This window comes from Rubritalea profundi (assembly GCF_002954445.1).
Lineage (GTDB): Bacteria > Verrucomicrobiota > Verrucomicrobiia > Verrucomicrobiales > Akkermansiaceae > Rubritalea > Rubritalea profundi.
The window spans coordinates 4,012,145-4,035,568 of record NZ_MQWA01000001.1 but is presented as its reverse complement, the minus strand read 5'-3'; the positions used below and the strand labels follow the sequence as shown (position 1 = coordinate 4,035,568).

Here is a 23,424-nt window from a genome sequence, read left to right as displayed (position 1 = left end):
AATATTGGGAATCTTCCTAGTTACTAGCTTAAGAGTTGTTTACCACAACCACCCAACGGGTTACCAAGATGAAATTATCACTGATCAACGAAAGGATCAATGCTCAAGGCGGCTTAAATCTCACCGGATCTATACTATCCTATCACACACCACTCGCCAGACTATTTGCAAAGCGACTTTCAGCCCGCTCTGACAAGATTAGTGATGTGGACATTTTGACGGGGCATCGAAGTATTCTTTAAGCAGATCAAACAGACCCTACAAGTTTGTGACTTCCTAGGACACAGTAAGCATGCGATACGCTGGCAACTATGGGCAGCTTTGCTTCTGTACGTCTTGATGTGTTTTCAAGGTCAAGTAGCAGGATGGTCTCACAGTTTTTCACGTCTACTCGCTATAGTTCGTGGGGTGGTCTGGGATCGAATAAATCTGATGAGCCTGCTCAAATCCTATGGGACAGCAGGTGGCAGCTATCGAATGCGGATAGCTTGCGAGACATCATACCTAGTAGGTTTTGCTCCATAATTCTATGGGACAGCACGCGGGCAGGAAGCCAGTAAATAAAGAACGTCTCTTCTTGAATTCAAAAAACGAAGTCGCCGAATCGGTCAAAAAATAACGCTAACTCAAGGATTACAGCTACTCATTGAGTTGCTATGGGGTGACTGTGAATGAAAATTGATAATCCCAAAAAATAAGCCGATGAATATATTCACTAAAGTAGCCGCAATCTCTGTAACATCTCTCAGACTAGCTTTTTCTGCTAGCGCGCAGACGAGTATTGAGACGCAAAAATCAATCACGCCCAAAGCAGTTCTCAGTGAATTACTGGAAGGAAATAAACGCTACATGAAAGGAGACGTGACATCACCAGAAATCCTAAAACGTATAGAAGCCACAACGAAAGGCCAGCACCCAAAGGCTGTGACACTATCCTGTCTCGATTCACGTGTTCCAGTAGAAATCGTCTTTGACCAAGGAATTGGTGATCTTTTTGTCGGCCGGGTGGCGGGTAACGTGGAAAATGTGGATCAGTTAAGATCGATGGAGTTTGCTACTAAGTTAGCCGGATCAAAACTCGTTATGGTACTCGGTCACACTGCCTGTGGAGCTGTAAAAGGCGCATGTGATCATGCTGAGATGGGTAACTTGACTGCTCTGCTAGCTAAAATAAAACCTGCGGTTGAAGCAGTAAAAGGCCACGAGGAAAAAGGTCGTAACTCTAAGAATATTGAGTTCGTCAACGATGTGGTGGAAGCCAACGTACGCCAGACTGTGAGTGACATCCGTGAGCGCAGTAAGGTTCTAGCTGATCTCGAGAAAAGTGGCGACATCATGATTGTTGGAGCAGTTTACGACCTGCACACAGGTGGAGTCACACTACTTAAATAACAGTAGATATTATATTACTAACATTTAGAATGCACCATCTACGGCTGGTGCATTTTTTTTCATCTAGGCTGATTAGGCGTGTATTGAACTAAAGTCAGTACTCACTCTTGAAATCGGATTTCCCGCCAGTTTTACTAAGCAACCGAGTGTGTTCGATGGTGATGGATTTACTTACAGCCTTGCACATATCATAAATGGTGAGTGCTGCTGCTGAGGCCCCTGTGAGAGCTTCCATTTCAATCCCAGTTCTGGCAGTGGTGAGGCATGTGCACTGCACGCGGACTTGCGTCGTATTGATAGCCTCGATTTTAAACTTACATTTCTCCAGCGGTAGCGGGTGGCAAAAGGGGATCCAATCGGAAGTTTTCTTTGCTGCCATGGTGCCAGCAATAATGGCGGTCTGAAAAACCGGGCCTTTCTTAGACTCGATATCACCATCCTGCATGTGCTGCATGATTTCAGTACCTAGCGTGACAATAGACTCAGCGGTGGCTTCGCGGCGTGTGGTGTCTTTATTTGAGACGTCGACCATACCGGGTTGGTTCTCTGGATCGACGTGGGTGAATGGGTGCATGGCTTGATTGTGAAAGTTCGACGGGATGAGGCAAAGGATTTTTTTTGCGGAATGGCTGAATCTGGTGTGGTATTTGGCTGTAATGCTTGCTTTGATGAGTTGCATCCCAAATGACCTCTATGAAAGCGACGATAAAGCATCTCTATATTTCACCTGATCACAATTATTTTGGTCGATACGGAATGGCTTCGATGAAGAATCCTATTGTGGAATGTGATTCCCTTGAGCTAGTCGCTGGTAGTGGAATTGTCAGTGATCGGTTCTTTGATTACGAGCCAGACTATAAGGGGCAAATCACCTTTTTTGACTGGGCTGTGTATCAGAAAATTAGTTCAAGATTCCCTGCCGAGGAATTTGCTGCTGCCGTTTTTCGACGGAATGTCGTAGTCGAGGGAGTGGATCTCAATAGTTTGATAGGAAAAAGATTTCGCATCAATGGGATGGAATTCACCGGCTCCTGCGAATGCTCGCCCTGCTTTTGGATGGACGAGGCAGTGGGGGATGGAGCAGAAGATTTCCTTAAAGGTAGAGGCGGGCTGAGAGCTAGGATTGTGAGCGGAGGTTCACTGGTGGCTGGAGATGCCAATTTTAAAGTATTGGGGGATGTCGAGAGTGAAGCCTGAGACTAGGTCCCAGCACTATTCTATAGTGCAGTACAGGGCTGGTGCTCGTGCTACGGTGGAAGATAGTATCTCAGCGGAAGAGCCGCTACAAATCACTCTGGATGGGCATCCGATTGCTGTGGTGATGCGGACACCATGCGATGATCTCGATCTAGTTAGAGGATTTCTGCTAAGTGAGGGTGTTTTACCAAACCTTGATGGTGTGACTAGGATCGACCTAGAGAAGAATCAAAACCACGCATTGGTGTTTCTGAAGGACGAGGTCACCGTGGATTTCGCACGTCACCAACGAAATTTATACTCAGCCTCATCCTGTGGGATTTGTGGCAAGGCCACTATTGACTCGATTCGGCAAAATCACCCGAGAGTGATGGGAGAGTTTAGTGTGAAGAGTGAAGTCTTGTTAGGCCTGCCGGATAAGCTGCGTGAGGCGCAACGAGTATTTGAGAGCACAGGAGGACTGCATGCCGCTGGATTATTTGACAGCGAAGGGACGCTTCTTGTGTTGCGCGAAGATGTGGGACGTCACAATGCCATCGATAAGGTGTTAGGCTTTGCCGCTGTGGAGTCACTGGATTTAAGTTCGGTGATTCTTCAGGTCTCGGGTCGAGTCTCATTCGAGGTAATGCAGAAAGCGCATGCGCTTGGAGTGCCAATGATTTCGGCGATCTCAGCACCCACCAGTCTAGCTGTAGATTTCGCTCAAGAAAGTGGCCAGACGCTCATCGGTTTTTTGCGGCCACCTAGGTTCAATTGCTACGCGGGTGTCGAGCGGATTAGGTAAGCATCTCATAAATTCAGGTAATACTGTTTTTTATACAGGATTTTCAGAATTTCTAAGAATGGACAAAATTTATTTTTGGTTACCTGCTTGAGAACGAGTCTTCGAATGTATCGATTGCTAATTCTAAACTGCTAATTGGAGCGCAGCGATCCTCTATTGAAAGGCCTTAGGTGTACCTAGGATTTGCTTTACGAGCAATGCCTGGCGCAGGCTTCCCTTGTGGCGTAATTTCCTGTGTAAAGGGATGAGAGTGATGTTAGATGTCCGTTTTTTATCGGCTTTAGCAGAGCTTACGCTTGGGCGCTCATAGGCGCTGTTTTGCTTTGCTTTGCGAGCTCGCTCAACATCGTCCATGTTGAAGCGTGGCTTCTGCTCTACGACCGGAAGAGGAGTAATCGATTTTGAGGCGACAGTTTTCGGCAGAGCCGGAGGGGGTGACGCAGTGGATGTGCGTTGCGGAGGGGTGGCAGCTACGTCCCTTTGGGGGGTAGTGGGTGGAGCTTGATGTGCTCTTATTTCATCACGGTATTGGTCATAAAGTGACTCCAGTGTGGAGGAGTCACCTTCTTCTTTTTTTTCCGTAAATTTACCAAAGAGCCACTTCAGAAAACTGAAGACCATCACAATGATAAATAGAATCGCTTGTGCTGGAATTTCAGTTTCTGCAAGTAGCTCAGTGAACATAATAATGAAAGTTAGTTTAGATCTTACTCTTCACCGTCAGCGAGTGAGTCACGCATCTTGGTGTCTGAGTTGATGTTTTGATACTTAGCGTAGTCCATGACACCAAGGTTTCCATTGCGGAATGCTTCAGCGATCGCCATTGGGATTTCAGCTTCAGCTTCTACCACTTTAGCTCGCATTTCTTGAGTTCTAGCTGACATTTCTTGCTCTTCAGCGACGGCTGCTGCACGGCGAACTTCGGCACGAGCCTGAGCGATTTGCTTATCCGCTTCGGCTTGCTCGGCCTGGAGGCGAGCACCAATGTTGTCTGAGACATCCACATCAGCAATATCAATGGAGAGGATTTCAAATGCGGTGGCTGTGTCCACTCCTTTAGAAAGGACAAGCTTCGAAATGGAGTCGGGGTTTTCTAGGACAGCCTTGTAGGACTCAGCTGAACCCACGGCAGTAACGATGCCTTCACCCACACGGGCGATAATGGTTTCTTCGGTAGCTCCACCAACAAATCCATCAAGGTTTGTTCTGACAGTGACTCGGGCGCGAGCATTTACAGCAATACCGTCTTTGGCTACGGCAGTAATTTTGTTGATGCCATTGGTTGGAGTCGGGCAATCAATAACCATAGGGTTGATCGATGTACGAACCGCTTCAAGTACGGATTTCCCAGTGTCCTTCGTCGCGAGGTCAATCGCGCAAGCACGTTGGTAATCGAGGCTGATGCCGGCCTTGTCTGCTGCGATGAGAGCGAGCACGACATTGGAAATGTCACCACCGGCGAGGTAGTGAGCTTCGAGGTTATCTGTGCTGTAGTCGAGTCCAGCTTTGACTGCAGTGATTCGGCTATCGACGATGAGCTCAAATGGTACTTTACGCAGCCACATTCCAATCAGTGAGAGGAAATCGACGGGTGCTTGTGAGAGTTTTGCACGGAGCCAAGTTTTGAAAAACTTAAGCAGGAGGTATGCAAAGATGAGTCCGAAAAGAAGGATCACGCCTGCGATGATTAAGAAAATGATGCTAGGTGGGTCAGCTGGGCCTTGGGCTAGGAAATGTGAGTACATCTTTATGTGTTTGGTGGTTATTGGATAGAAAGGAAATCGAGGATTTCTGGGAGTGCCTTGGTGTTGATTACATCAGACTTGCTAAGCCAGCCTTTACGGGCAAGACGAACTCCAAATGCTAAGAATTGTAATTGTTCTAAACGATGCGCGTCCGGATTGATAGCACATTTAACACCTTTTTCACGCGCTTTATTCCAATGACGCCAATCCATGTCGAGTCGACGTGGATTACAGTTGAGTTCAATGATGGTTCCGGTCGCCGCTGCGCAGTCGATAATTTTATCGATATTTACCGCGTAGGCCTCGCGGCGTAATAGAAGTCGGCCAGTGACGTGACCTAACATAGTAACGTGTGGGTTCTCCATGGCACGAATAATACGAGCCGTCATTTCTTTCTCTGGTAGGGTGAAAGAATTGTGCACTGAGGCTACCACATAATCTAACTGTGAGAGAATATCATCAGCGAAATCGAGTGTGCCATCCTTAAGAATATCTACCTCTGAGCCGGCGAGAAGGCGAAAGGAGCCATTCCATTGTTGGTTGAGCTTCTTGATTTCTGCTACCTGGCGGAGGAGGCGGTCAGGATAGAGCCCATTTGCCTGGAATGACGCCTTGGAGTGATCGGCGATGCCTAAGTACTCCAGCCCGAGCTCGATCGCGGCTTCTGCCATTTCTTCGAGAGAGTTCCTACCGTCTGAGGCCGTTGTGTGATTGTGGAAGGTACCACGAAGGTTTTCTAGTTCGATGAGACGGGGGATCTTCCCATTCTCAGCAGCTTCGATTTCACCCCGGTTTTCGCGCAGTTCGGGCGGAATGAAGTCGAGCCCGAGAGCTTGATAGATATCGGCTTCTTCGTGGACTACTGGTGGTTGCTCGGCTCCTTCTTTGACGGTGAAGTCGTACTCGTTGAGCGACCATCCACGCTTGAGTGCGCGTTGGCGGATCGCCACATTGTGTTCTTTGCTGCCGCTAAAGTATTGCAGGGCGAACGGGAAGGCTGAGTTAGAGACAGCTCGAAGATCAGCTTGGAGGCCGCCATCGAGTCTGATAGAAACTTTGGTTTCGCCACAGACGATTACCTCGGCGACTTCATCTAACTGGGAGAAATACTCAGTAAGTTCCGCTGGTCTGTCGGTTGCTACCAGGATGTCGATATCGTGTAAAATCTCTTTGGAACGGCGATATGATCCTGCGTGACAGCAACGAAGAGTCGCTGGGTGCGCTCGCACGTGGTCGAGTAATGTTTCTGCCATCACAGCGACGTCACCGAGTCGGAAGTGTGAGGCAAATTTCTCTCTGAGCTCGATAGCCGCTAAGATTTTTTCAACCGTCTTCTTAGCAAAGCCTTTTAGTGCGCTAATAGAGCCACTTTCGCAGGCAGTTTTGAGTGACTCGACCGAATCAATTTTGAGTTGATCGTAGAGGGCTTTGATCTTTTTAGGTCCAAGACCTTGAATTTCAAAAAGATCAAAAAGAGTAGGAGGGAACTCAGCACGCAGGTTCTCATAAAACTCGAGCTTTCCAGTTGTCGCAAGTTCGTGGATTTTTTGCTGTAGCGCCTTGCCTAGTCCAGCAATGCCGTCGAGTTTGTTTTCTTTGGCAAGGGCAACGATATCCGCATCATTTGAGCGCACAATCTCAGCACCATTCCTGTAAGCGCGTGTCTTAAAGATATTTTCGCCCTTCAACTCAAGAAGGAGTGCGATTTGGTCTAATACGTCGGCTATATCTTCTCGGTCCATGGTTTAGATTAGTGGGAATAATGTGGTGTCAGTCAATGCTGGAAGAACAAATACATGCAGATGGAGCAAAGAGGTCGGAAGCGCTCTTCTAAGTGGCGAACGAAAATTATTAGGCAGGCTAATAGTAATAAAATTTTTATTTACCCGAGTATAGCTCTCGTATCATTCTCGTTCAAGCTCGCAGAGGCATTACATCTTTCGAGGATTTTCATTTTTTGATCTGTGCCCATATTCGACCAATCGATGATTTCGTCTATCGAGCGGTGGCAACCGAGGCATATTTGATCGTCACCTAGATTACAGTTGTTTGAGCATGGGCTCATTGTCATGTTTTGATTGTCAATCATCAGGTCGAGGTAGATTTTCCTAACACTCATTTGGCGAGGATACCACTGCAATTTGGACGTTATTAATGAAATCAAATCGAGGTTCTGTTCGTTGGTGCTTGATTCTATCTACTAGATTCTCAACTCTTCAAGGAGAGATGTTCGAGTTAGTAAGTGAATACACGCCGGAAGGTGATCAGCAACAGGCGATTGATAAAATGGTCAAATCTTTGCAGGTGGGTAATGGTCACCAATCGGTGCTTGGTGTCACAGGTTCAGGTAAGACATTCACTATGGCAAATGTCATCAAGCAGGTGAATAAACCGACCTTGATTATGAGTCACAACAAGACTCTTGCCGCCCAACTCTATTCGGAATTTAGAGCCTTCTTTCCCAATAATGCGGTCGAGTATTTCGTGAGTTACTTCGATTACTACCAGCCCGAAGCCTACATCCCAGCTTCTGATACCTACATTGAGAAGGACTCAGCGATCAATGAAGAGATCGAGCGCATGCGGCTCAGTACGATGGGAAGTCTGATCACCCGCGATGACGTGATCGTGATCGCCTCGGTCAGTTGTATCTATGGTCTGGGCTCGCCGGATGACTATAAGGACATGATGCTGCCAGTGAATGTCGGGCAACAGATCGGACGAGATGAATTCTTGGCGATGTTGGTTGAGGTGTTATTTGAGCGCAACGACATCGCATTCCAGCGGGGTCATTTCCGAGTCCGTGGCGATGTGGTGGAGGTGCGTCCTGCATACCTCGAAGACACCGCAATACGCGTGGAGTTCTTTGGTGACGAGATTGATCGTATTTCTGAGATCTCAGCGACGAGTGGCACCAAGCGCGGCGAGATGAAGGATTACCTTTTTTTTCCAGCAAAGCAATTCGTCTCGTCTGGTCCTAAAATGAAGGAGGCGATCAAGTCGATCCGCAAGGAGATGAAGGAGACGGTTGCCGATTTTGAGAAAGATGGGAAATTGATCGAAGCTCAGCGAGTGCGGATGCGTACTGAGTACGATATTGAGATGATGCGCGAGATGGGATTCTGCCAAGGAATCGAGAATTACTCGCGGCATGTGACTGGTCGTGCTCCGGGAGCTAGACCATACACCTTATTGGATTTTTTTCCCGAGGATTACCTTTTGTTAGTCGATGAGAGTCATGCGACTATTCCGCAGGTCGGTGGGATGTTTGAAGGAGATAAAAGTCGTAAGACGATGCTGGTAAATCATGGCTTCCGTTTGCCGAGTGCGCTAGATAACCGTCCTCTACGCTTTGCCGAGTTCATGGAGATGACAAACCAACGAGTGTATGTTTCCGCGACTCCTGGGCCATTTGAGATGATCAATTCGCGGCCAGAAAATAAGCGCTACATTCCTTGGGTGAAGGGGGAGATGTCCGCTAATCAGGCAATCAAGATGCTGCGCAAGCAGATCTCACCGAGTCCATCGTTAGAGAGCGTCGAGGACTTTGACGTATGCACGCGTGGCGCCACACTTATGGCTGAACAAATCATCCGGCCTACTGGATTGTTGGATCCCGTGTTGACTCTATTACCGCTGGATGGGCAGATCGATAAAACGATCGAACTTTGTAGAGAACGGGTGAAGAAGCATGAGCGAGTGTTGATTACTACTTTAACCAAGAAGACTGCCGAGGATTTAGCTGACTATTTAGAGAAAGTGGGTTTGAAGGCTCGCTACTTGCACTCAGACATCGATACGGTTGAACGGGTGGAAATCCTCCGCGCCCTGCGAGCCGCCGAGTTCGATATTCTGATTGGCATCAATCTCTTGCGTGAGGGCTTGGATCTTCCAGAGGTTTCGTTAGTGTGCATTTTAGATGCAGACAAAGAAGGATTCTTGAGGAACGAAACAAGCCTGGTGCAGACTGCAGGACGAGCGGCACGTCACCTCAATGGTGAGTGTGTACTGTTCTGTGATAAAGTGACTGAATCTATAAAGCAGTTACTTTCGATCACCGAATACCGACGCGAAATCCAAATTGCCTACAATGAGAAGCATGGAGTAGTGCCGCGAAGTGTCGTGCGGCCAGTCCAGCAGAGCCTTCAGACATATGGTGATGATGATGAAGCAGCTAGTTCTGTGCCCATGCTTAGGGTGGCTGAAGATGAGGTTACTTATAATGCACTTGAGATCATTTCTCAGCTCCAAGAAGAAATGCGCGAAGCCGCTGGCAGACTAGAATTCGAGCGAGCCGCCCACCTCCGCGACCAAATCGAAGAGTTACAGCAAAGAGAGAAAATACGGCAAGCAAAGACAAACGACAAAAGGAAAGTAGATTATCGGGATTTGGAGTGAGTCGCCTAATTTGACTCGTAGATTGCTATTACAAGCAAGTGACTTGCCGAGATTGCTTTGTTAGGCATAGAATAGCGCCATGAAAACAATCTCCGTGATTTCCATCCTTATTGGTGGAGCTGTGACTAGCAGCTGTACCAGCAGTTTGTCAGAGCTAGATAAGAGCGATGCCGAGAGTTCCGCCACGCAAGTAAAAGAGAAACAGGTCGCGGAGAGTGCGGGAGCTGAGAAGGAAACAGCAGCTCCTGTGGTGGTCAGTGAATTGCCGATAGAGAAGGTGTTCGAGCTACAACAGACAGGTTCTATTCTTTTGATCGATACAAGATCGCCAATTTTCTATAAGCTTGGCCATATTGATGGAGCCTACAGTCTCCCTTTGAAATCGTTTGACAAGAACTTTGAGTCCTCAAGGAGCACCCTCGATGCTGCTGTTACTAAAGGGAAGAAGATCGTTATCTATTGTCAGAGCGAAAAGTGTCCAGACTCACTCAAAATGGCTAGGTCGCTTGCGAAATCTGGATACAAGGTGAGTGTTTTTAAAGGTGGCTGGGAGCTGTGGAAAATGTCAGGACTCTAAACCGTGTCTGAACTTACCCATTATAAAGAGACCGCCGCAGATCTCCGCATGCAGTTAGATGAGGCTCTCATCGACCATGAGGCATTTGAAACTCTTCTGAAGCCATGTACTTTGGAGCGTTGCTCAGCCACATGTTGCTATGATGGGGTTTACCTCTCAGATGAGGAGGCTAGGGGAGTGAACTGGTTAGTTGAGAATGAGCGTGAGAGGTTTGTCGACTATGGCTTAAAGCTACCAACGGATACCGTGGTGAAGGTGAGAAATGGCAAAGCGCAAAAGACCGCCACACGGCCCGCCGAAGTTGGTGAGCTTGCTAAAGATTTTCCACAGCATTTCGAGAAAACCCGCTGTGTCTTTCTTGATAGTTTAGGGCGCTGCGGCATCCAGAGAATGTGCATGGAGGATGACCTTGGCGATTGGTACCTTAAGCCGCTGACGTGTTGGATTCACCCCATTGTTATCTTACCTAAGTCAAGGGAACGCCCTCGACCAATCATTACGATTGTGCAGTTAGATAAAGACCCTCAAAAGACTGACGGCTACCCGGGATTCGCTTCTTGCACCCATTGCGGACGTGCTGAGAAAGGTGGCGAGCCCGCATGGCGAGTGCTGGAGAAAGAGCTCCATGCTCTCGGTGAAGTGGCTGGAAGAGACATCTTCGCTGAACTCAGCGCGCCAAAAATCGACTATTGATAGGTGCGGGTGACACGCGGTGTGATGCCTGTGAGTACTTCCCAGGCGATGGTGTGCGCCTTCTCAGCAATTTCTGAGACGAGAATGTTGGAGCCAAAGAGTTCTACTTCGTCACCAGATTCACAGAGTGGTAGATCGCTAACATCCACCATGATTTGATCCATGGTGACTCGCCCTAACACTGGGCAACGTTGATTACGGATGAAAACTTCGGCACCATTATTTGAAATTGCTCGGGGGTATCCGTCTCCATAGCCGGCACCGATAGTCGCCACTCGTGTGTCCTTCTTTAAAATAGCATCACGGCCATAAGATATGCCGTGACCTGCCGGCAGGGTGCGGATGAGGGAAACGCGTGATTTCAGAGTCATCACAGGCTGTAACATTTGCTGGTAGCTAGCAATCGGGGATATGCCGTAGAGCATGAGGCCTGGCCGAACGAGGTTTGTCGAATCTGATGAGTAGTCTAGCAGCCCCGCTGAGTTTGAGAGGTGGATGTATTTGAATGGCTTATCCTTCACTGCCGCCTCGAATGTTGCAAACTGTCTGAGGGTGAATGCTCGGTCTTCATCCGCACTCGGGAGATGTGAGCCAATTCCTTCAATCTTGATATTTGGTAGCTGAGTGATCTTATCGATTGCTGTATCGAGCGCTGCTGGTAAAAATCCACCACGGCCCATGCCAGTATCGAGCGTAATGTGCACTACATTTATCTTGCTGGCTGAAGCGAGTCGGTTAAAGTCTTCAGCTTCTTCAAGAGAAGAAATACTCGGAGTCCAGCCATTTTCAATAACTTCAGCACGCTCCTCATGGAAGGTGGGTCCGAGTAAATAGATGGGGGTTTGTATGCCAGCTTGGGTGATTTTACGGGCCTCGATGACGCTCGCTACGCCGAAGTAGGCGAGGTTTTCTGATTCTAGAGCGAGAGCGATTTGCTCGATTCCATGACCATAGGCACCCGCTTTCAGCACCGCCATTACCGCTTGGTTAGAATGGCTGCGGATGAAGTCTAAATTATGCTTGAGAGCTGAGAAACTAATCTCAGCCCATGCGCGAGGTGGTGATATCGTTGGGTGTGTCAAAGCGGTACTATTGAAATGGCTAGTTAGGCTTCTGAAAAGCAGCAATGTCTGATTATGCTGAGTTTTCTTGCGTGAAGTAGCACGAGTGTCGTATTGCTAGAGTATGAATATTGAGCAAAGTGCTTTCCAGAAATTAGGTTCCTTCTATTTAGGGCGTGAGTACGACCAGCCAAAGAAGGCGCTTCGAGACGATCTCGTGCTGTACGATTCTAAAGATTTAGTGACGCATGGTGTGGTGTTAGGAATGACGGGATCGGGGAAGACTGGTCTATGTTTGAGCCTGCTAGAAGAGGCGGCTATGGACAACATCCCAGCTATCGTGATCGATCCGAAAGGGGATATAGCCAACCTAATGCTGACATTTCCCGATTTTAAAGGGTCAGATTTTCGACCGTGGATAAATGAATCAGACGCTCAGAATAAGGGACTAAGTCCGGATGACTATGCTGAGAAGACTGCTAAAATGTGGCAGAAAGGAACTTCTGACTGGGGGCAAAATTCGGATCGTGTCAGATTCTTCAAAGAGAATGTCGACGTCAACATCTTCACACCAGGCAGCAAGGCTGGTGTTCCAGTGTCTATCTTGGGTTCATTGGCTGCCCCGCCATTTGAGGTGCTGGATGACAGTGAGTTATTAGGAGACTACATCGAGAGCTCGGTCAGTTCCTTGCTTTCTTTGGTGGGAATTAATGAGGACAGCATTCAGAGTCCAGAAGCTGTCTTGTTAGGATCAATTTTCAATCATCACTGGCAAGCTGGCGAAAGTCTGACGATGGAGGGCCTCATTCGCACCATCCAGAAGCCACCTTTCGGCAAGGTGGGCGTGATCGATCTCGAATCGTATTACCCAGCTAAAAAGCGCCAGGACCTAGCGATCCGCTTTAACAATCTGATAGCTTCACCAGGGTTTAGCACATGGATGCAAGGGCCAGATCTAGATATTCAAAAATTTCTCTACCAAGACAATGGAAAGGCGAGGATTTCTATCTTTTCAATCGCCCATCTCAGCGATAGCGAGCGGATGTTTTTTGTCAGTATATTGCTAAATAAAATGTTAGCCTGGATGCGGACTCAGAGTGGAACGACGAGCCTCCGAGCCATGCTTTATATGGATGAGATCTACGGCTACCTACCACCAAGCGCCAATCCTCCGAGCAAAAAGCCGATGATGACGATTCTCAAGCAGGGTCGAGCATTTGGCTTAGGTGCATTGCTGGCGACGCAGAATCCAGTCGATCTTGATTACAAAGCATTATCAAATATCGGGACGTGGTGGCTGGGCCGGCTACAGACCGAGCGCGACAAGATGCGTGTGTTGGATGGTCTTGAGGGAGCTGCGGCGTCGCAAGACGGAGGATTTGACCGCCAGCAGATGGAGCAATTGTTAGCTGGACTAGATAGCCGGGTATTTCTGATGAACAACGTACACGACAGTGCGCCCACAGTATTCCATGTGAGGTGGGTGATGAATTACATGCGTGGCCCTTTGACTCGCTCACAAATAAAGTCGCTAATGGATCCCAAGCGCGCCGCTTGGACTAACGAGTCAACTACCGCGCCGAGTAACCCGATGGGCTTGCCTAGTTCTGGTAATCGAGTAGTTAAAAATGCTACCAGACCATCGCTCGGTAATGGTGTCAGCGAGTGGTTCGACGGTGACGGCCAATATTCACCACACCTTATACGCCAAGCCAGAATCTATTTCCACAACACGAAGTCAGGAGTCGATGGCTCTCGAATGCTGCGCTTAGTCAACCCAATCAAGGAATCAGCGATTGATTGGAATGAAATGGTGAACTGTGACACTGCGCTCAGTCATCTAGCCACAGAGCCAGAATCTGGGAGCGCTTTTGAACCCTTAGCTGGTTACGCAATGAATCAGGCGAACTACAAGAGTGTCGAGAAAGATTGGCAGGACCAGATCTACCGCAATGAGCGAGTCCATGTTTTTCACGCGCCATTGGTGAAAGAATATTCAAAAATGGGAGAAGGTGAGGGAGAGTTTAGAGCTAGGATCGCGCACCAAGCCCGTGAAGTGCGGGACTCCGCAATAGAAAAGTTGCGTGACAAAATGCAAAGCAAGTTACGCACCAAGGAGAGTCAACTGACGCGAGCGCTCGCAGCCGTGGATCGTGAGAAGTCACAGGCGCAGTCAGCTAAGATCGACGCGGGGGCGAGCATACTGAACACCATTTTTGGTGTGTTGCTAGGGTCGAAGAAACTGTCATCTACAAATATCCGCCGAGGGTCATCGTTTGCCCGATCGGCGGGTAGGGCAGCACAACAGCATCGAGACATTGAAGTAGCTGAAGCAAAAGCTGATGACATTCAGGCGATTATGCATGAAATGCAAACGGAACTCGCTGATGATATAGATGCCTTGGAAGAAAAGTTTGATCCGAGCGCTTTGGAGTTAGAGACCCTGAGTATCAAGCCTTACAAAAAGGATATCAGCATCGAAGCTGTCGGGTTGCTTTGGCTGGGGGAGTAGTGGGGACTCGGTTTTTTTAGGTACTGCAAAGCTGGGGCTTGGCGCTCCCAGCTTCTATTTTCTAAATTCGGGGTTGTTTCTTCGGGTGTGGCTGGCATTTTTCTTTTGATGCCAAAGATTGCGATACTACCAGATGTTTTAGCCAGCCAAGTAGCGGCGGGTGAAGTGGTCGAACGTCCAGCGAGTGTGGTGAAGGAGATGGTGGAAAACTCGATCGATGCGGGGGCGAAGTCGATCGAAGTCGAAATTCAAAAAGGCGGAGCGAGCCTGATCAAGATCACTGATGATGGCTCAGGTATGGGGAGGGAAGATGCGCTGATGTGTCTAGAGCGCCACGCGACTAGTAAGCTGAAAAATGCGAAGCAACTCTCGGCCATCACGACAATGGGATTTCGCGGTGAGGCGGTGCCGAGTATTGCATCGGTCTCAAAGTTCCGTCTAGCAACACGCGAACACGACGCGGTAGAGGGAACTGAGATCATCGTTGATGGTGGTATTGTCCAGGATGTTAAGGTGGCGGGGCTGCAGCCGGGGACAATTTTTGAGATTCGCCAGTTATTTTTCAATATTCCAGCGCGTCGGAAATTTATGCGTGCTGAGTCGACTGAGAGCGCGCATGTCGAGCACCAGGTGAAGCTGCATGCCTTGGCCTGGCCGAATGTGCGATTCACCATGCGCAAAGATGGCAGGACGATTTTTGATCTCCCGGCAACGACGGATAAGCGTATGCGTATATCAGGAGTTTCTGGCTCGGATGCGGGTAGAGCATTGATTGAAGTGCCGCCATGTGAGGAGTCTGGCATGGAGGTGCATGGGTATATCTTGCCCGCAGAATTTGCCCGCAAGGGACGGCGCCAGCAATTTGTCTTTCTTAATGGACGCCCAATCGAAGACCCAGCCATTAGCCGAGCACTGAAAGATGCTTTCAAAGGAGCTTTGGCTGATGGGTTGAATCCGTCGGCCTGGTTGTGGATAGAGATGGATCCAAAGTTGGTGGATGTGAATGTCCACCCAGCGAAAAAAGAGGTGCGTTTTCACAAGCCCTTTGAAGTCCGTCACTTGGTCCTCACTGCTGTGGAGGCCGCTTTGGGCGCTAAATCGGAGACTGCGAGTTCGCTCCGTGGTGAGCCAAAAATCATTTCACGTAAGGATGGATCTAGTTCACCAGTGAGGCAGCCATTTGAGAATAAATCTGAGCCCGAGGTGCATCCACCAGCTCATAGTCGCGAGGCTGTGTCGGCTCCGACATCTAGCCAATCTGAGAAAAATGCCTCAACTGAACCTGAGGTGAAACCAAGTTTTGCAGTGAAGACTACGGTGGAACAAAAAGAGTTAGAGGTAGAGGCTAATGTCAAAGACACTCCTCAATTTTTGATTCTAGGCGTGCTGCACGACCGATATATTTTACTGCAGGGGGATGATGGATTAGTCGTCATGGACCCAAAGGCTGCTAGAGAGCGTTTAGTCTACGAGTCCTTGCTCGATGACGGTTCTGCGGGTGTGGAGTCCCAAGGTCTGCTGGTCCCGGAACTCGTCGACCTCGACCCAAGGGATTTTGATGTGGTCATGACCAATCTGGAGAATTTTACCGAAGCTGGCATCAGCTTGGAACCATTCGGTGGAGGAACAATCCAGGTGCGGAGTATGCCTGCCGTGCTAGCTGATAAAGACCCGCGGGCATTCATCACGGCATTGATCGATGAGTTGGTCGACACGGTGGGAGGAAAGCGGGGGAAGTCGATGGCGTTTGAGGTGTTTGCCGAAAAGCTAGCCAAACGTGCTGCTTGGAATGAGGTGGCTAAACGGAACGGTGTTGAGCCATTTCTCGAAGCGCTCTTTTCTTGTGACTTACCCTACTGTGCCCCAGACGGCAGGCCAACATTGATCCAGCTTTCGCTAAAGGAGCTTGAGCGAAAATTTAGTTAGGCAGGTAGATGTAAGAACGATCTGTCGCATAGAGTATGGTGTTTAGACGCAATTCAATTATCATGAGCCAATTGATAATGCTAGATTGTTTTAGATAAATGTATGGAACACCGAACACAGCACCGAGTCCTCGCCATTCTCATGTCGATTGCGGCATCATCGCAAGCTTTCGCTATAGAGCCTGCGAGTGAGATCTTTAAGAAAAATTGTTCTGCGTGCCACCAGCTAGCTAATGAAAAAAAGCCAGTGGTGGGGCCGAGTTTAGTTGAAATAAACCATCTCTATCAAGGGGATGAGAAAAAATTTATAGATTGGTGTGTCAAGCCGGGCAAAGTCCGCGCGGGTGCTATCCAGATGCCGTCAATGGCCCACTTGAAAAAAGAGGAATTGGCAGCTGTCCATGGCTGGATAAAGGAATCTACCAAGGGGAAAACTTTTGTTAAAGAAGTTAAGAAAAAAAAGCCGGTTGATCCTTATAAAATTAGTGAAAAAGACTCGAAAGAGCCACGGATACAAAGAATTTTCCTGCCATTCTCCAGCCCCGCCTCAGTGGCAATTACTCTGGATGGTGAGCATTCCCTTTGCTGGGACACGCTAAGCTGCCGGCTGCGTTATGTTTGGAAGGGTGGATTCATAGATGGGTACCCGTATTGGCGAGGTAATGGTGGCCAAGTCGCCAAGATCGTAGGAGATATTTATTACCAAGCTCCGCTGGGTCTTGCAGCATCAATGACGCTGGCAGATAGCTCAGCCAAGCCGAAATATGAAGGATACAAAGTAATCAATGGCTTACCTGAGTTTCAGTACTCAATCGGCCAAGTGAAGGTTTCAGAGACCATTTCAAATGCTTCAGGGAAAATGGAAATAACTATCAAGACCTCTGGAGTGGTCGGTGCGCTCACTTATCCTCTTGGCGATCTGAGCAAGTGTGACTTCAGCTACTCTAAAGGGAAACTTGTTGATGGTGCATTGGTGCTTAATTCGAAGGATGCGAGTGAGTTTGAAATCCGTTTTTCAGCTAAACAAAAATAATTACGAAAGTGATGAATAAATTATTAAGAATTTTGCTAGGTACGCTGTCTGTGTCCAATTTGATGGCGGCGGAGACTTGGTCCGATATTTGTGACTATTCCAAACTCCCGCTTCCCAGTGGGATCGATCCCCAGATTGGGGCATTAGGGCTGTTGCCAAATGGAAATATCATTGCGGCATTTCACCGCGGTGAGGTTATGGTGTTAGAGGGTGGTAAGTGGAAGCTCTGGGCGTCGGGGTTGCATGAACCGCTGGGAATGCACGTGGAGAATGATGGCTCGATCGTGGTGGTTCAGAGGGCTGAACTCACTAAGATCTCGGATACTGATGCGAATGGCGTTGCGGATACTTATCAGTCACTCAGTTCAGGATGGGGGATGACTGGCAACTACCACGAGTTTGCATTTGGTGCTGCGAAGGCGCCGGATGGTGATTTCTATGTTGCCCTGGGGACAGGTTCTAATAATGGCGGCACCAGACCTGAAATCCGTGGCGCTTGGAATGATGCCGGTGGTATTACCCATGAAAGCACGAAGCCGACTTGGACGGGTAAGAGGGAAAAATCTCTACCTAGAATGTTTGCCCGTGTTCCTTACCGAGGTTTTGTGATAAAAATCAATCCTAAATCTGGTGAGATCACACCTGTAGCCTCTGGTTTACGAACTCCACATGGAGTACATGTCAACGAAGCCGGTGAGCTCTTTATCAATGACAACCAAGGTGACTGGCTAGGGTCGAGTAAGCTCTACAAAATCGAGCAAGGGAAATTTTACGGCCATGCCGATAGTTTGATTTGGATGGACGGATGGGACCGTGGGACGCCGTCAGAACTTGCCGGAGAGGAACTGGACAAGTTACGCACGAAATCACTGTGCTTTTTACCACAAGGGGATTTGGCCAACTCACCGACGCAGATACTCACACTGCCTGAGGATGGTTTTGGTCCCTATGGTGGAGATCTTATTATGGGGGAGATGAATCAGGCACGCTTGGTTAGATTTCTTCCCGATGAAGTGAATGGCAAAGATCAAGGGGCGGTGATGAAATTCATGGAGCACCCTGAGTTAGGAATGGGGAATGCAAAGCTGGCATTAGCTGCGGATGACACGATTTATGTGGGGAAAACCCATTTGTCGTGGGCGGGTGATCAAGGCATCGTGGCGTTGAAATACAATAGCACTCCGCACCTCGCTATCGATAAGATAGAAATGACTAAGTCGGGATTTAGGGTGACTCTGAATGAAGCCGCAGACGCCACGGATATTGCAGTGAAAGCTGTGAGATACGGCCTGCATTACCACAAAAAATACGGTTCACCTAAGGTCGACGAAACATCCCTCGGTACAAAATCAATCAATGTGGATGAGGCCGTGATTGAATTCGACTTTGCGTCTGAAATGGTACCTAAACAAATCTACGACATTACTCTAACGGGAGTTAAGTCTGACGAGCTCGGGAAATTGATAGAACCTCGGTTTTTCTACACAGCGCACGAAGTTTACACCAAGTAGGAACTCAATAAAAAATATTCATCTAGCTGTATTCGATACAGCGGATAAATAAAAACGCCTAGGCAATAAATTGGCTAGGCGTTTTTATTCCTGTTGAAGAGTTCTCTAAGCTTCGATGACTAGCGAGTCGCCGTCGACTTTGATCGGGAAGGTTTCCAGGCTGTACGTGCTTTCCGTGAAGCACTCGCCAGTTTCGAGTGAGTAGCGGTATTTATGGAGCGGGCAAATGACGATTGGCACACCATCGGCATCACCAGTGAGTCCACGTGAGAGCACCATGCGCTGGTTCTGTGGGTTGAAGTTTTGTACTGCGTACCACTTTTGCTCCGTTGGGAGATTGAAGATGGCGATTTGTTTGCCGCCGACTTTCACGCAGCTGCCAAGGTTGAGTGGGTAGTTCGATACTGGACCGATATTTGTCCATGTGGATTCAGTGATCATGATAGTTGTTCTAGTTTGATATATGGGCACCTCCGGCAACTACCGACGATGCTGTTTTGTATGTTTAGGTTAAAAATTTGTAAGCGAAGCTTAGATGATTAAAATAGAAACTTACGGGCAGAAAAGTAACCCTGCGTATCGCTTCGTTCCATTTCACACAGAGATATTTATCTCTGTGTGAAATGCGCCTTGCTCTACTTGTTTTACTTTCCTGCATCATCATCGCTAGTTACCATAGCTACCCTTATGCTTTTGCGAGTTCATCTGATTCTTCCTCATTTGCCTCGTTGAGGCGGGCTGGGCAGATCTGACCACGAATGTCTACAAATTCGACAGTTTCATCTACTTCCTCCGTGTTTTGGAAGTGGCTGAATCGCTTGAGTTTCTCGGGGTCTTCAATGGCGTTTTTCCATTCACATTCGTAGCTACCAATGAGGTGTGCCATTTGTGATTCAAGTTCTTCACAGATGCCGAGCGAGTCGTTGATGACCACGTCTTGGAGGTGAGCGAGGCCGCCTTCGAGCTTGGTCATCCATGTGGATGTTCGCTCGAGTCTGTCGGCAGTCTTGATGTAGTACATGAGGAATCGATCGATGTATTTGATTAGAGTCTCACGGTCGAGGTCGGTGGCGAAGAGGTCGCCGTGGCGAGGGGTGATGCCACCATTTCCACAGACAAAGAGGTTCCAGCCTTTTTCAGTGGCAATAATGCCGAAATCTTTGCTGCGAGCTTCAGCGCATTCGCGAGTACAACCGGAAACGCCACCCTTTAGTTTGTGAGGTGAGCGGATTCCGCGGTAGCGCTTTTCAATGTCGATAGCGAGGGTGGTGGAGTCTTGGACGCCGAAGCGGCACCAAGTCGAGCCGACGCAGGACTTCACAGTACGAAGTGCTTTTCCGTAAGCGTGACCAGATTCAAAACCAGCATCAATGAGCTCTTTCCAAATAGGTGGGAGGTCCGCGGCGCGGGCACCTAATAGGTCGATTCTCTGACCACCAGTGAGCTTCATGTAGAGATTGTACTTTTTAGCCACTTCTCCAATCACGATGAGCTTGTCAGGTGTGATTTCCCCACCGGGGATGCGGGGGATGACTGAATAGGTTCCGTCTTGCTGGATGTTTGCAAGGAATGCATCGTTTGAATCCTGTAACGAGGAGTGCTCTAGGATAGGCAAGTTCCAAGTGGATGCCAGGATGTTGGCTGCAGCTGGCTTACAGATTTCACAACCGAGTCCGGTGCCGTGCTTTTCTAGTAGTTCGTCAAAGCTCTTGATGCCAGTAGCGCGTACGACTTGGTACATTTGCTTGCGTGAAAGGTCGAAGTGCTCGCAGAGGCGGTCACTTACTTCGGCACCAGATTCGCGCATTTTTTGCTTAAACAGGTCGGTTATCATCGGGACACAACCACCACAGCCAGTACCAGCCTTGGTGCAAGACTTGAGTTCTGCAACTGACGAACAACCCTTTTCAATTGCGGAACAAAGATCTCCCTTGGTCACAGCCTCACAGGAACAAATCTGTGCTGAGTCCGGTAAATCGCCTACACCAACACCAGCTGGCTCACCATCGCTGGCTGGCATGATGAGTTGGATTGGATCGCATTTGATCGTCATCTCGTTCAGATACATCTGGTGGAGTGTGCCGTAAGCGCTTGCGTCACCGACTAGGATGCCGCCGAGCAGCTTCGTGCCATCTTCAGAGATGATGAGCTTCTTAAATAGGTTGTTGTGGGTATCGTTGATAACGATCTCACGCGCATTGGAGTCTGCTGGGATTTCAATAGCACCAAAGCTTGCGACATCTGTACCGATGAGTTTGAGCTTGGTTGACATGTCTGCGCCTGTGAAGGTCGCTTCATTGCCCATCAATAACTCACTCACAGCATCAGCCATCTGGTAGCCGGGAGCCACAAGGCCGTAGATCATGCCTTCGTAGAGAGCACACTCGCCAATGGCGAAGATGTTAGGGTCGCTTGTAAGAAGGTAGCTATCGACTTGGATACCTCCCCGAGGTCCCACTTCGAGCCCTGTATCTCTGGCAAGCTCGTCACGAGGCTTGATGCCTGCGGAAACGATAATCATGTCGACCTTGAGTTCAGAACCGTCGGCGAACTCCATGGCCTTTACTTCACCATCTCCGGCAATGTTGGAAGTGGACTTCGAGAGGTGCACCTTGATACCTCGGTCTTCAATGACATCTTTAAGGAGAGTTCCAGCAGCATTGTCGAGCTGTCTGGGCATGAGGCGCGGAGCGAACTCGACAACGTGTGTCGTCAATCCGAGATCCTGGGCTGCTTTGGCAGCCTCTAGGCCGAGTAGTCCACCGCCGATGACAGCACATGTTCTCGCGCCCTTTGAATATTCTTTTATAGCATCAAGATCTTCGATCGTACGGTAGACGAAGACACCTTTGTTATCGATACCGGGGACTGGAGGAACGAAAGGGGCGGAACCTGTAGCCATGACCAACTTGTCATATTTAACTACTTTTCCTGACGAAGTGATGACGTGCTTTGCCACTTTATCGATCTGTGTGACTTTTTCACCGACGTGGAGTTCCACACCATTTTCTTCATACCAATCGAACTTAGCCATGCTGAGATCATCAGCTGATTTTCCAGAAAAGTACTCGGACAGATGCACTCGGTCATACGCTGGTCGAGGCTCTTCGCAGAACGTGACGATCTGAAATTTGTTTTCACTATCTTTCTCAGCGAGTCGTTCACAAAACTTGTAGCCGACCATTCCATTTCCGATAACTATTACTCTCTCTTTCATAAATTTAGTGCCATTTGGCTTACATGATGTTTAGCAAGTGACGTGCCATAAAAAATCTGGTCTATGAACTAAATTCATAGACCAGATGATTTTTTTCTAGGTGTATAACCGGGAGATTAGAAGGTGTAGTTGAGCTCTACGGAAAACTGAGCAACGTTGTTGTCGAATTTATTGGTCGCGTCATTGTCTCCGAAGAAATAGGCATACTTAACAACAGCCTTGAGCTCATCACTCAGTTTTTTCGCTGCTACTACGTCGAATTCTAAACCATAGAACTGATCGACGTCCTTATCAAAGAAGCCGTGGACAAATCCTTTAAGGGCCACTCCGCCAGGGATTTTAGTTCCGACACTGGCATACATATCGGTGAGACCGTCCCACTGAGCTGGTCCAGCGGTGAGTCCAAGCCGGTCAGCAATGAATAGATCAGCAAAACCATTGAAGGCATGCACTGTTGCTAGAGGTGTGACGAAGTCTTTTCCTATATACTCGACACCAAAGTTGTAAGAAAAATCATTCACTTTATTGCCGTAATAGACATGTCCATAGACATCTTCGTACTCTGCTTGGTTACCTGCTTCTGTTTGGTAGGCTAACTCTGTATGGAGATTTCCGCGGGGGAGGCTGAAATCAAATGAGCCACCAAAGGTATTGTTGCTAGCACGTTTAAATTGCTGTTCGGAGAAGTCCATGAGGTAGGCGTAGCCAGTGAACTTATGTTCTTTAAATTTGTAAGAACCATTCAATAGGTGCGCATCGCCCTCCAGCGCCTTGACTGCTCCCGATGCATCTGAGCCAAAGATGCGATTGACGCGATTCGCATAGGCATACTTAAACTGGAATGCCTCCTTTTTGTAATCTAGCAAGCCAGCGTCAAGGGTCTGCTCATTCTGACGCCATCCGACATTACCGATGAATGCCGCATTGTCATAGATGAGTCGCTGACGGCCAACTCGTGCAAGAGCACCGTGTCCCTTATACTGAGCATAAAGCTGATTCAGTTCGTTATTTTCAGGGTCAGAAATTGCAGTGTTGCCTGGTGTGTGTGGGGTGAACTGCGCTGACTGAGGGCTTCCGACCTGGTAGTCGTCGATGAACGCTAGAGTATGCTCAGTCTGTACAAATGCAGCAAAGCCTTCATCCTTACCTAGGTAGAAGCCAGGTCTGATACGGAATGTCCCAGCCCATGAGTTGTCTGCTCCTTGTTGGTTGCGCTGCTCGATACGTGCCCTAGCTTCGACTGAAAATTTAAACCACTCAGTTTTTTCTTCAGTGATTGGCAGAGTTTCTCCGGCAAAGAGTGAGCATGGGGTGAGAGCTAATAAGGGTAATAATAATTTTTTGTTATTCATACATCACATCACTGAGCAGCGAGTGTG

General features: G+C 48.4%; 19 protein-coding genes and 1 pseudogene. 11 read left to right on the top strand and 9 right to left on the bottom strand.

Annotation, left to right across the window (positions count from 1 at the left end):
• Positions 1-222: 222 nt before the first annotated feature.
• Positions 223-525, top strand: a pseudogene (locus BSZ32_RS19925) (IS4 family transposase); the annotation flags it as partial.
• Positions 526-702: 177 nt separating this feature from the next.
• The gene (locus BSZ32_RS17600; protein WP_105044627.1) at positions 703-1,392 is read left to right on the top strand and encodes a carbonic anhydrase family protein; all 690 of its coding nucleotides are present in this window, start codon (positions 703-705) and stop codon (positions 1,390-1,392) included.
• A 94-nt stretch (positions 1,393-1,486) separates the two neighbouring features.
• Here the strand turns inward: BSZ32_RS17600 and moaC are convergent, their stop codons facing one another.
• Complete coding sequence (gene moaC / locus BSZ32_RS17595; RefSeq protein ID WP_105044902.1) at positions 1,487-1,966, bottom strand: cyclic pyranopterin monophosphate synthase MoaC; 480 nt, start codon at positions 1,964-1,966, stop codon at positions 1,487-1,489.
• Between the two features lie 119 nt (positions 1,967-2,085).
• On the opposite strand from moaC, the gene BSZ32_RS17590 reads away from it, so the two are divergent.
• Together BSZ32_RS17590 and fdhD are read left to right on the top strand one after the other, a co-directional pair.
• The gene (locus BSZ32_RS17590; protein WP_105044901.1) at positions 2,086-2,589 is read left to right on the top strand and encodes an MOSC domain-containing protein; all 504 of its coding nucleotides are present in this window, start codon (positions 2,086-2,088) and stop codon (positions 2,587-2,589) included.
• Entirely contained in the window at positions 2,546-3,373 is an 828-nt protein-coding gene (gene fdhD / locus BSZ32_RS17585; protein WP_338066247.1) for a formate dehydrogenase accessory sulfurtransferase FdhD, read from the top strand. Before BSZ32_RS17590 ends, fdhD begins: the two co-directional genes overlap by 44 nt.
• Before the next feature lie 153 nt (positions 3,374-3,526).
• Here fdhD and BSZ32_RS17580 read toward each other — a convergent pair whose 3' ends face one another.
• The 4 genes from BSZ32_RS17580 to BSZ32_RS20445 form a co-directional block, all read right to left on the bottom strand.
• Positions 3,527-4,057, bottom strand: coding sequence for a hypothetical protein (locus tag BSZ32_RS17580; RefSeq protein WP_105044625.1), 531 nt, complete (start codon positions 4,055-4,057; stop codon positions 3,527-3,529).
• Between the two features lie 23 nt (positions 4,058-4,080).
• Positions 4,081-5,118, bottom strand: a complete 1,038-nt coding sequence (gene floA, locus BSZ32_RS17575; RefSeq protein ID WP_105044624.1) for a flotillin-like protein FloA — start codon at positions 5,116-5,118, stop codon at positions 4,081-4,083.
• Between the two features lie 17 nt (positions 5,119-5,135).
• A complete protein-coding gene (polX, locus tag BSZ32_RS17570; RefSeq protein ID WP_105044623.1) occupies positions 5,136-6,860 on the bottom strand; it encodes a DNA polymerase/3'-5' exonuclease PolX in 1,725 nt (574 codons plus the stop codon).
• Between the two features lie 140 nt (positions 6,861-7,000).
• Positions 7,001-7,183 (bottom strand): DUF1289 domain-containing protein, encoded by a 183-nt coding sequence (locus BSZ32_RS20445; protein WP_343125957.1) that lies wholly within the window; start codon positions 7,181-7,183, stop codon positions 7,001-7,003.
• 161 nt (positions 7,184-7,344) lie between these two features.
• Here BSZ32_RS20445 and uvrB point away from each other — a divergent pair, with 161 nt between their 5' ends.
• The 3 genes from uvrB to BSZ32_RS17550 all read left to right on the top strand — a co-directional run bounded on the left by uvrB (position 7,345) and on the right by BSZ32_RS17550 (position 10,786).
• Positions 7,345-9,516: an excinuclease ABC subunit UvrB gene (gene uvrB, locus BSZ32_RS17560; protein WP_105044622.1), complete on the top strand. Its 2,172-nt coding sequence runs from the start codon at positions 7,345-7,347 to the stop codon at positions 9,514-9,516.
• Between the two features lie 79 nt (positions 9,517-9,595).
• The gene (locus BSZ32_RS17555; protein WP_105044621.1) at positions 9,596-10,093 is read left to right on the top strand and encodes a rhodanese-like domain-containing protein; all 498 of its coding nucleotides are present in this window, start codon (positions 9,596-9,598) and stop codon (positions 10,091-10,093) included.
• A gap of 3 nt (positions 10,094-10,096) precedes the next feature.
• On the top strand, positions 10,097-10,786 hold the full coding sequence (locus BSZ32_RS17550; RefSeq protein WP_105044620.1) for a DUF3109 family protein: 690 nt from the start codon (positions 10,097-10,099) through the stop codon (positions 10,784-10,786).
• On the opposite strand, the gene alr is transcribed toward BSZ32_RS17550, so the two are convergent.
• On the bottom strand, positions 10,780-11,868 hold the full coding sequence (alr, locus tag BSZ32_RS17545; RefSeq protein ID WP_240610678.1) for an alanine racemase: 1,089 nt from the start codon (positions 11,866-11,868) through the stop codon (positions 10,780-10,782). The genes BSZ32_RS17550 and alr overlap by 7 nt on opposite strands.
• Before the next feature lie 103 nt (positions 11,869-11,971).
• Here alr and BSZ32_RS17540 point away from each other — a divergent pair, with 103 nt between their 5' ends.
• The 4 genes from BSZ32_RS17540 (at position 11,972) to BSZ32_RS17525 (ending at position 18,828) form a co-directional block, all read left to right on the top strand.
• On the top strand, positions 11,972-14,359 hold the full coding sequence (locus BSZ32_RS17540; RefSeq protein ID WP_105044619.1) for an ATP-binding protein: 2,388 nt from the start codon (positions 11,972-11,974) through the stop codon (positions 14,357-14,359).
• Positions 14,360-14,446: 87 nt separating this feature from the next.
• A complete protein-coding gene (gene mutL, locus BSZ32_RS17535; protein ID WP_105044618.1) occupies positions 14,447-16,285 on the top strand; it encodes a DNA mismatch repair endonuclease MutL in 1,839 nt (612 codons plus the stop codon).
• 102 nt (positions 16,286-16,387) lie between these two features.
• Complete coding sequence (locus BSZ32_RS17530; RefSeq protein WP_105044617.1) at positions 16,388-17,317, top strand: c-type cytochrome; 930 nt, start codon at positions 16,388-16,390, stop codon at positions 17,315-17,317.
• A gap of 11 nt (positions 17,318-17,328) precedes the next feature.
• Positions 17,329-18,828, top strand: a complete 1,500-nt coding sequence (locus tag BSZ32_RS17525) for a DUF7133 domain-containing protein (RefSeq protein ID WP_105044616.1) — start codon at positions 17,329-17,331, stop codon at positions 18,826-18,828.
• Positions 18,829-18,933: 105 nt separating this feature from the next.
• Here the strand turns inward: BSZ32_RS17525 and nirD are convergent, their stop codons facing one another.
• From nirD to BSZ32_RS17510, 3 genes are all read right to left on the bottom strand, one after another.
• Positions 18,934-19,269 (bottom strand): nitrite reductase small subunit NirD, encoded by a 336-nt coding sequence (gene nirD, locus BSZ32_RS17520; protein WP_105044615.1) that lies wholly within the window; start codon positions 19,267-19,269, stop codon positions 18,934-18,936.
• Between the two features lie 244 nt (positions 19,270-19,513).
• Positions 19,514-22,045 (bottom strand): nitrite reductase large subunit NirB, encoded by a 2,532-nt coding sequence (nirB, locus tag BSZ32_RS17515; protein ID WP_105044614.1) that lies wholly within the window; start codon positions 22,043-22,045, stop codon positions 19,514-19,516.
• Positions 22,046-22,161: 116 nt separating this feature from the next.
• Positions 22,162-23,397 carry an alginate export family protein gene (locus tag BSZ32_RS17510; protein ID WP_105044613.1) on the bottom strand — a complete coding sequence of 412 codons (1,236 nt, stop codon included), beginning with the start codon at positions 23,395-23,397 and terminating at the stop codon, positions 22,162-22,164.
• Positions 23,398-23,424: the final 27 nt, after the last annotated feature.

Coding starts and splice junctions, on each gene's coding strand:
- BSZ32_RS17600 (WP_105044627.1), top strand. CDS start 703: ATGAATATATTCACTAAAGTAGCCGCAATCTCTGTAACATCTCTCAGA.
- moaC (WP_105044902.1), bottom strand. CDS start 1,966: ATGCACCCATTCACCCACGTCGATCCAGAGAACCAACCCGGTATGGTC.
- BSZ32_RS17590 (WP_105044901.1), top strand. CDS start 2,086: ATGAAAGCGACGATAAAGCATCTCTATATTTCACCTGATCACAATTAT.
- fdhD (WP_338066247.1), top strand. CDS start 2,546: ATGCCAATTTTAAAGTATTGGGGGATGTCGAGAGTGAAGCCTGAGACT.
- BSZ32_RS17580 (WP_105044625.1), bottom strand. CDS start 4,057: ATGTTCACTGAGCTACTTGCAGAAACTGAAATTCCAGCACAAGCGATT.
- floA (WP_105044624.1), bottom strand. CDS start 5,118: ATGTACTCACATTTCCTAGCCCAAGGCCCAGCTGACCCACCTAGCATC.
- polX (WP_105044623.1), bottom strand. CDS start 6,860: ATGGACCGAGAAGATATAGCCGACGTATTAGACCAAATCGCACTCCTT.
- BSZ32_RS20445 (WP_343125957.1), bottom strand. CDS start 7,183: ATGAGCCCATGCTCAAACAACTGTAATCTAGGTGACGATCAAATATGC.
- uvrB (WP_105044622.1), top strand. CDS start 7,345: ATGTTCGAGTTAGTAAGTGAATACACGCCGGAAGGTGATCAGCAACAG.
- BSZ32_RS17555 (WP_105044621.1), top strand. CDS start 9,596: ATGAAAACAATCTCCGTGATTTCCATCCTTATTGGTGGAGCTGTGACT.
- BSZ32_RS17540 (WP_105044619.1), top strand. CDS start 11,972: ATGAATATTGAGCAAAGTGCTTTCCAGAAATTAGGTTCCTTCTATTTA.
- BSZ32_RS17530 (WP_105044617.1), top strand. CDS start 16,388: ATGGAACACCGAACACAGCACCGAGTCCTCGCCATTCTCATGTCGATT.
- BSZ32_RS17525 (WP_105044616.1), top strand. CDS start 17,329: ATGAATAAATTATTAAGAATTTTGCTAGGTACGCTGTCTGTGTCCAAT.
- nirD (WP_105044615.1), bottom strand. CDS start 19,269: ATGATCACTGAATCCACATGGACAAATATCGGTCCAGTATCGAACTAC.
- nirB (WP_105044614.1), bottom strand. CDS start 22,045: ATGAAAGAGAGAGTAATAGTTATCGGAAATGGAATGGTCGGCTACAAG.
- BSZ32_RS17510 (WP_105044613.1), bottom strand. CDS start 23,397: ATGAATAACAAAAAATTATTATTACCCTTATTAGCTCTCACCCCATGC.